Source organism: Streptosporangium sp. NPDC006013, from assembly GCF_040614275.1.
In the GTDB taxonomy this organism is placed as follows: domain Bacteria; phylum Actinomycetota; class Actinomycetes; order Streptosporangiales; family Streptosporangiaceae; genus Streptosporangium.
Map to the genome: position 1 here is coordinate 1 of NZ_JBEXUE010000488.1, position 7,387 is coordinate 7,387.

Sequence of the window (7,387 nt, forward strand, 5' to 3'; positions counted from 1 at the left end):
AGCCGGTCCTGTGCCGGGGCGACGATGCCCGCCTGGTGCTCGCCGTAGAAGGGGACCGCGTCGGAGACGGAGGCGACCGTGGTGGGTCGCCGGTCCAGGACAGCTCGGCCGTCTCCCCGGCCGCCGACCGCAGGAAGCCCGCCGGTGTAGCGAGAAGGGACGGGGGAAGGGAGATCGGCTGCGCGGGCACGACCGAAGGATAGCGAGGTAGGAAGATCCCTTCTCACCACACTTCCCACTTGACCCGTGTGATCACCATTAATCACTCACAGCTGTCACACAGGTCACAGGAACCTTGGAATTTCCCATTTCCAGCCATATTTGCACTTGAAGAGCGGATAGCCTCATTTATCTCCCCATCAATGAACAGGTAATGACAGAGCAGCATGGAAGGTAAGCGCGGATGCCCACGCCCCGAAAACTGACGCTTCTGGCGGCGACCATCGGTCCGGTGGTACTGATCACGCTGACGCTGCTCGCGGGCACCGATGTCATCTCGGCCACGGCGGCCGTCGTGCTCGGCGCGATCGCGACGGTGTTCGCCGTCCAGATGCTGGCGATCGCGACGGTGCGCAGGGTCGACGGCAAGGCCCTGCGGATCGACACCCGCATCAAGCGCTACGAAGCGGAGCTGGCCACGGTCAAGGCCGCCACCGAGCGGCTGGACCGGCGGCTGGACGAGATCGTCGAACTGCTCAGGGAGCACGAGCGGAAGCGGGACGAGGACCTGCAGACGATCCTGGTCTCGCTGGGCGAGGATCGGCTGGTCTCCATACCGCAGCGCCAGGAGATGGCGGAGATGGTCAACGACCTGCTGCCGCGACTGGCCGCCGTGGAGGCGCGGACCGAGCAGGCCACCCCGGAGGGAAAGGCGTGAGCGAGGCCGGGCACAGTGACCTGGCCGACCTGGCCGGCCGGACCGGCGTCCCGCGCGCCAAGGTCAGGCAGAACGACTACGGGCCGCTGCTCCCGCCTGACCTGGGCCGGTGGGAGCCCCGGCTCAGGGTGAGCGTGGTGATCCCGACCTACAACTGCCAGGACGCCCTGGACCGCACGCTCGCCTCCCTTGCCGCGCAGACCTACCCCGCGCATCTGCTGGAGGTGGTCGTGGTCGACGACGGCAGCGACCCACCGCTGCGCGTCCCCGAGATCACCCCGGCGGGCACCCGCCTCGTCCGGGTACCGGAAGGCCGCTGGGGGCGGGGCTGGGCCCGCCAGACCGGCGCCGAGGCGGCGACCGGCGACATCCTGCACTGGGTCGACTCCGACATGATCCTCGACCGGGAGCACGTCGAGGCGCACCTGCGCTGGCACCACCTCCTCCCCTACGCCGTCGTGATGGGCGACGTCCGCTTCACCCCCGACGGGACCTGGCCCCGCGCCGGGGAGGTCCTCTCGGCCGTGCAGGCCGGGGACGCGGAGAGACTGTTCGACGGGTCCGCGTCACACGAGTGGCGGGCGGGCGTGCTCAAGGAGACCCGGTGGCTGCGGGACGCGGGCGCCGGGGCCTACCGGCTCCACTCGGGGGCCAGCACATCGGTCCCGGTGGCACTGCTCCGCTCGGCCGGCGGCGTGAACACCACGTTGAACATGGGCGAGGACACCGATCTCGGCTTCCGCCTCGCGCAGGCGGGCGCGATCTTCATCCCCGACCCGCAGGCTCGCGGCTGGCACCTCGGCCCGTCCACGGTCATGCTCAGGGAGAAGGAGGTGCACCGGCACAACTGGTCGGTGCTGCCCGACCTCATCCCCGATCTGCGCTGGCTGCGCACCCACCCGCGCAGGGCCTGGCTGGTGCCGTACGTGCACGTCGTCGTCGACGTCGGCGGCGCCCGCTACGAGGACGTGCGGGCGAGCGTGGACAGCGCGCTCGCGGGCACCCTCATCGACGTCGCCGTCACCGTGGTCGGGCCCTGGGCCCGGCTCCCCGCCGGGCGCCATCCCTCCCTCGACGAGCCGCTGCTCGATCTGCGTCTGGTGCGCAACCTGTACGCCCATGAGCCACGGGTCCTCTTCGCCGAGGAGGCGCCCTCCGGCTCGGCACCCGCGCCGTTCCGCCTCTCCTTCCCCGCCGGGTGGGCACTCGGCGCCGACAGCCTGGCCGAGCTGGTGAGACTCGCCGAGAGCGAGGGGTACGGGCTGCTGAGCGCGGTGCTCGACGAGGGGGCCACCGGGGTCAGGGCGGCCAGGTTGGAGCGCACCGCCGCCTTCGCCAGGGCGGCGCTGGTGACCGGAGGCACCCCGGACGGTGACATCGACAGTGACACCGACAGTGACATCGACGGTGCCGTCCACGAGCTTTTCGGCTCCCTGTGGGTGAGTGCCGCCGAGTTCGGCGTGACGACCGCCGGGGAGGCGGAGCCCGTCGCCGGGGACTCCGCGAAGTGGCGGGCCGAGAGCACCCGGTGGAAACGCGAGGCGGAACGGCTGCGGGGCGAGGTGGAGAGCCTGCGCGCCGAGACCGAGCGCCTGCGGGCGGAGGCCGGGCACCCGCGGGACGAGCGGCGGCGTGGCCCCCTGAGGGGGATCATCCCGGCGGCCAGGCGGCAGACGGCTCCGCGGCGGGGGAAGAGCGGCTGATGTCCCTTCTGATCGATCTCGTCCGCACCGCCGGGGAGCGGAACGGCAAGCGGCGCGTCCTCGTCTACTGCGCGGGCTTCGAGACACTCGGCGAGCTGGAGTCGTACGGGGCGATGGACCTCGACGGCGACCTCGACGGCATCCCGCGCGCGGAGGAGGGCGCCGCGGAGATCCTGGTGCTCGCCCGCACCCCGACGGACCTCCGCAGGGCCGCGAGCCTGCAGTCACTGCTGGCCATGGCCACCCGGGTGGTCGTCGCCGTGGAGGAGACACCGCACTGGTACACCGCGCCGGTGCCCTCGCCCACTCCCGCCCACCGCTGGCGGTCGCTCGTCGAACTCCGGGTCCACCAGCCGGAGGCGCCCGCCTGGGTGATCGAGGCGCGGTTCTCCAAACCGGCACCCGCCGGGCGGACGCTCGCCGCGGCCGCCAGGGCGTTCGCGGGACACCGGATGGACGCCGTCGCCGCGCCCGTCGCCGGTCTGGCCGGCCCCGGAGCGGCCCACTGGCGGCCCGGTGACCCGAACGCGGCCCCGTCCTCACCGGAGGGGCCGGTCCCCGACAGGTTCGGTGCCCGCGGCGCCGACCTGGTCGTGCGCGCGGTCGGCGAGGAGCCGCCGCCCTGGTCCGGCGACGAGAGCCCGGTGGACCGCCCGGTCGCCGAGCTGATGAGCTGGGAGCGGCTCGGCCGCCCCGGCGGCGGCAGGATCCTCCAGGCCGGCCTCGGCGACCTGTCAGAACCCCGGACCGTCCCACCGGTCGACGAGCGCTCGGTCAACCCCATGGGCTTCGTCACCGTGCCGTCCCTCGGCACCGCCGATCTGTCCGTGGAGTCCGGCCGCTGGGCGATCACCTGCGGTGGCCGGACCCTCACCGCCTTCGCGGCCTCCGGCGCCGTCACGGACGTGGACGTCAACCGGATCAGGCAGGTCAGAGGGGTACGGGTGGACTGGCGGCGCGGCCACAGCGGCCCGGTGGCCGCGCTCCGCGTCGTCACCGGGCTGGCGGCGGCCGGGGTGCCACTGGTCTCCGAGGCCGTACCGAGCTGGGCCGGCGCCCTCGGCCCCGAGCTGGCCAGACTGATCACCTCGGTCGACGAGCCCACGCTCAAGGACGACCTGGAGCGCGAGGAGCACAGCATCCGGCTGCGCCGCGAGGCGCTGCGCGGCCATGGCGTCCGCGCCCGCTGGGAACAGCTCGGCGCCCCCGCGAGGCCCTCGCCGCCGGTCTCGGTACTACTCGCCACCCGCCGCCCGGAGATGGTGGGCTTCGCGCTGGAGCAGCTGGCCAGGCAGCGCGGCGCCGAGTTCGAGGTGATCCTCGCCCTGCACGGCATCCCGGCGACGCATCCCGGCGTGGCCGGGGCGCTGGCCTCCTTCGAGCGGCCGGTCACCGTGTTCGAGGCGAACGAGGAGAGCGTGTTCGGGGCCGTGCTGAACGAGGCCGCGGCCAGGGCGTCGGGATCGTTCCTGCTGAAGATGGACGACGACGACTGGTACGGGCCCGACTTCATCTCCGACCTGCTGCTGGCCCACTCCTACTCGGGGGCCCAGGTGGTGGGCATGGTCCCGGAGTTCGTCTACCTCGCCTCGATCGGGGTGACCGTCCACCGCGAGCAGGTCACCGAGCAGATCACCAACTTCATCGCCGGAGGGACCATCTTCGCCGAACGCTCCGCCTTCGAGGCCGTGGGCGGCTTCCGTCCCCTGCCCGGCACGATCGACGCCCAGTTCCAGCACGCCGTACAGGCCGCGGGCGGGCAGATCTACCGCACCCAGGGCCTGGGCTACATCCTGCGGCGCGGCAACGTCGCCAACCACACCTGGCGTGAGCCGATCGGCACGTTCCTGCGCCGGAACAAGCGCCAGTGGCGCGGCTTCCGGCCCAGCGCGCTCATGGAACTCCCCCCGGAGGCACCGTGAACGCGCCGCGCACACCGTGGGTCCCGGTCGGGGAGCCCGTCGACGCACCAGACGCACCGGACGCGCCGTACGCACCGCCGGTTCCGGTCGTCCATGCCGCCGTCCATGCCGCCGTCCATGCCGCCGCGCCGCGGATTCCCGGCAACGACTACGGGGTGCTGCCGGCGTCCGTCCTCGGCGCGTGGGAGCCGCGCCTGCCGGTGAGCGTGGTGATCCCCGCCCGGGGAGGGCAGGACAGGCTCGATCTCACCCTGGCCGCGCTCGCCGCGCAGACCTACCCCGCGCACCTCCTTGAGGTGATCGTCGTCGACGACGGCAGCGCGCCCCCGCTCCGGCTCCCCGAGATCGCCCCCGAACGCACCCGGATCGTCCCCGGCGCCCCCGGCCGCCGGGGCATCGCCTGGGCCCTGGAGACCGGCACCGCCGTCGCGGACGGCGAGGTGATCCACCGGATGGACGCCGACATCGTCTCCTACCGGGAGCACGTCGAGGCGCACATGCGCTGGCACCACCTGGCCGGCTACCTGGTGGTGCTGGGCACGCTGCGCTTCACCGCCGTGACGGGCACCCCGCCCACCCCTGCCGAGGTCCAGATCGCCGTCGCCAAGGACAGGGCGGACTCCCTCTTCACCGAGGACCCCGAGCACGGGCACGACTGGATCGTCGAGCTCGTCGCCGCGCACCGCGGCTTCCGCGACGCGCCCAGCTCGCTGCTGCACCGTGTCCACGTGGGCGCGTCGGTCTCGCTGCCGGCCGCCCTGCTGAAGGAGGCCGGAGGGCTGGACACCTCCCTGCGGCTCGGCGAGGACACCGAGCTGGGCTACCGGCTCACCCAGACGGGCGCGGTGTTCGTCCCCGACGCCGAGGCGCTGAGCTGGCATCTGGGCACGACGACCGCCATGCGCAGGCCCGCGGACGTCAGGCGGCACAACGACCCGTTCATCGCCGACCGGGTCCCCTACCGGCGCCACCTGCGCACCGACGCGGGCCGGCAGTGGCTGGTCCCCTACGTCGACGTCGTGGTGGACGCCCGAGGCGCCTCCTTCGAGGACGTCAGGGCGAGCGTCGACGGGGCACTGGCCAACAGCCTGCCCGACGTGCACGTCACCCTGGCCGGGCCGTGGGCGTCGCCTGCGGGCGAGCACCATGAACCGGTGGGCGGGCCGCTGGACGACCCGCTGCTCGACCTGCGGCTGCTGCGCGGCCAGTACGCCCACGACGGCCGCGTCTCCTTCGTCGAGCGGGTCCCGCCGACCTCGGCTCCCGCACCGTTCCGGCTCGTCTGCCCGGCCGGGTGGGTACCCGGGGCGGAGTCGCTGGCCATGCTGGTCGAGCGGGCGGAGCAGGACGACGAGGGCCTGCTGCTCGTGGCGCTGAACGAGGACGAGTCAGGCGTTCTGGCCGCCCGCCTGGAGCGGACCTCCGCCGTGGCGAGGGCGAGGCGGGTGGCCCGCGAGGGCGAGTCGCTCGACGACGTGATCGCCGAACTGCACGGCGCGACCTGGCTGGACGCGGAGTCCTGGCGGCTGCGGCCGGCGGCGCACGCCTACCCCTACTGGGCCACGAACCGCAACCGGGAGGCCGTGCGCTGGCGCGCGGCGGCCGAGTCGCGGGCGCGGGAGGCCGAACGGGCCCAGCGGCAGATCGCCGCGCTCAAGGCCGAGCTCAAGGAGTTGCGCGCGGCGGCCGCCAAGGGCCGCCGCGACACCGTCAGGTGGAAGGAGAAGGCCGAACAGCGCCGCCTGGAGGCCGTCGCCCTGCGCCAGGCCCGGCAACGCTCCCTGCTCGGCCGCGCCGCCCGCGGCCTCCGCAGGCTCACCGAGGGCTCCTGACGGCCTCCACCCACATCCGTGCCCCGGGCCCTGGCGGACCCGCGGGGATCGCGGAGAGGCCCTGCAGGGGCCGTTCCTCAGCCGGGCACGGGGCGGTAGCGGGCACCGACGGCACTCTGCAGCGTCTTTACGACGGTGCCGCGGGACTTGCGCGCCGCCAGCCAGTCGAGGAAGGGGTTCAGCCGCTCGGGAGCCACCGAGTAGAGTCCGCAGCGGTCGCAGACCCGGTGGAACACCAGCGGAACCAGGCCGCCACCGCTCTTCTCCGCGTTGAGCACCTGCTGTTTCATGTGTCGCAGCAGGGTGTCCTCGCGGACGGAGCTGGGCGTGCGGATCTCGTAGCGGTCTTTCGGGCGGGTGGTCTCGCTCGCCGGGCAGCCGGGGCACTTCCACTCCCTGAGCCCGCCGACCGAGCGGGCCGCGTCGTAGCCGCACCGCCTCGCCACCGCCTTGGCGTCGGAGTCGACCGCGCCGAACGGGTAGGCGAGGGTGGCCGGCCGGTACCCCCACGCCACCAGCCTCCTGCGGTCGTCGCAGATCTGCCCCTCCTGCTCGCTCTGGGTGAGCTCGGTGAGGCGGACGTGGGTCAGCGTGTGACCGCCGATCTCGTGGCCCTTCCCGGCTATCGCGGCGAGGTGGCGACGGGTCAGCTTGAGCTCGCCGCCGATGGTGTCGGTGTTGATGTAGAACGTTCCACGCATGCCGCGTTTCTCCAGCATGCGGGCCACGGCCAGGTGCGTGGAGTCACCGTCGTCGAAGGTGAGCGAGACGACGGTCTCCACCTTCTTGGCGGGTTTCGCGGTCTTCGCCTGACCGACCTGTCCCGGCGCCATCGCGATGGCCAGCGCCGTGGAGAACACGGCCACCCGACGAAAGATCTTCATGGTGGTTTCTCCCCCGGAACAGCAAATAAAGCGTAAAAAAACACCATATAAGCCTGTAGAGACCGCCGATTTAGCCGTTATCAAATACCCAGGAAGCTGATACCGACCCGGCATGACACCGCCCGGTGCGTCCTCCGCGAAGAGCTTCGCGGAGGAGGCACCTGGTCGA

Annotated in this window: 6 protein-coding genes; 5 read left to right on the forward strand and 1 reads right to left on the reverse strand. The window is 72.7% G+C overall.

The window, feature by feature from the left end; translation table 11 throughout:
* From ABZ260_RS42550 to ABZ260_RS42570, 5 genes are all read left to right on the forward strand, one after another.
* Positions 1 to 203 (forward strand): hypothetical protein (locus tag ABZ260_RS42550; RefSeq protein WP_355629201.1); only part of this gene is annotated, 203 nt, incomplete at its 5' end.
* Between the two features lie 200 nt (positions 204 to 403).
* Positions 404 to 877 carry a hypothetical protein gene (locus ABZ260_RS42555; RefSeq protein WP_355549839.1) on the forward strand — a complete coding sequence of 158 codons (474 nt, stop codon included), beginning with the start codon at positions 404 to 406 and terminating at the stop codon, positions 875 to 877.
* On the forward strand, positions 874 to 2,580 hold the full coding sequence (locus tag ABZ260_RS42560; protein ID WP_355629203.1) for a glycosyltransferase: 1,707 nt from the start codon (positions 874 to 876) through the stop codon (positions 2,578 to 2,580). The genes ABZ260_RS42555 and ABZ260_RS42560 overlap by 4 nt, the downstream gene beginning before the upstream one ends.
* On the forward strand, positions 2,580 to 4,502 hold the full coding sequence (locus tag ABZ260_RS42565; RefSeq protein ID WP_355629206.1) for a glycosyltransferase: 1,923 nt from the start codon (positions 2,580 to 2,582) through the stop codon (positions 4,500 to 4,502). Before ABZ260_RS42560 ends, ABZ260_RS42565 begins: the two co-directional genes overlap by 1 nt.
* On the forward strand, positions 4,499 to 6,334 hold the full coding sequence (locus ABZ260_RS42570; RefSeq protein WP_355629209.1) for a glycosyltransferase: 1,836 nt from the start codon (positions 4,499 to 4,501) through the stop codon (positions 6,332 to 6,334). Before ABZ260_RS42565 ends, ABZ260_RS42570 begins: the two co-directional genes overlap by 4 nt.
* 77 nt (positions 6,335 to 6,411) lie before the next feature.
* On the opposite strand, the gene ABZ260_RS42575 is transcribed toward ABZ260_RS42570, so the two are convergent.
* Complete coding sequence (locus ABZ260_RS42575; protein WP_355629212.1) at positions 6,412 to 7,218, reverse strand: polysaccharide deacetylase family protein; 807 nt, start codon at positions 7,216 to 7,218, stop codon at positions 6,412 to 6,414.
* Between the last annotated feature and the right edge of the window lie 169 nt (positions 7,219 to 7,387).

Bases quoted from the DNA above. Each gene is read 5' to 3' on its own strand.
- ABZ260_RS42575 (WP_355629212.1), bottom strand. From the start codon at position 7,218: ATGAAGATCTTTCGTCGGGTGGCCGTGTTCTCCACGGCGCTGGCCATC.
- ABZ260_RS42555 (WP_355549839.1), top strand. From the start codon at position 404: ATGCCCACGCCCCGAAAACTGACGCTTCTGGCGGCGACCATCGGTCCG.
- ABZ260_RS42565 (WP_355629206.1), top strand. From the start codon at position 2,580: ATGTCCCTTCTGATCGATCTCGTCCGCACCGCCGGGGAGCGGAACGGC.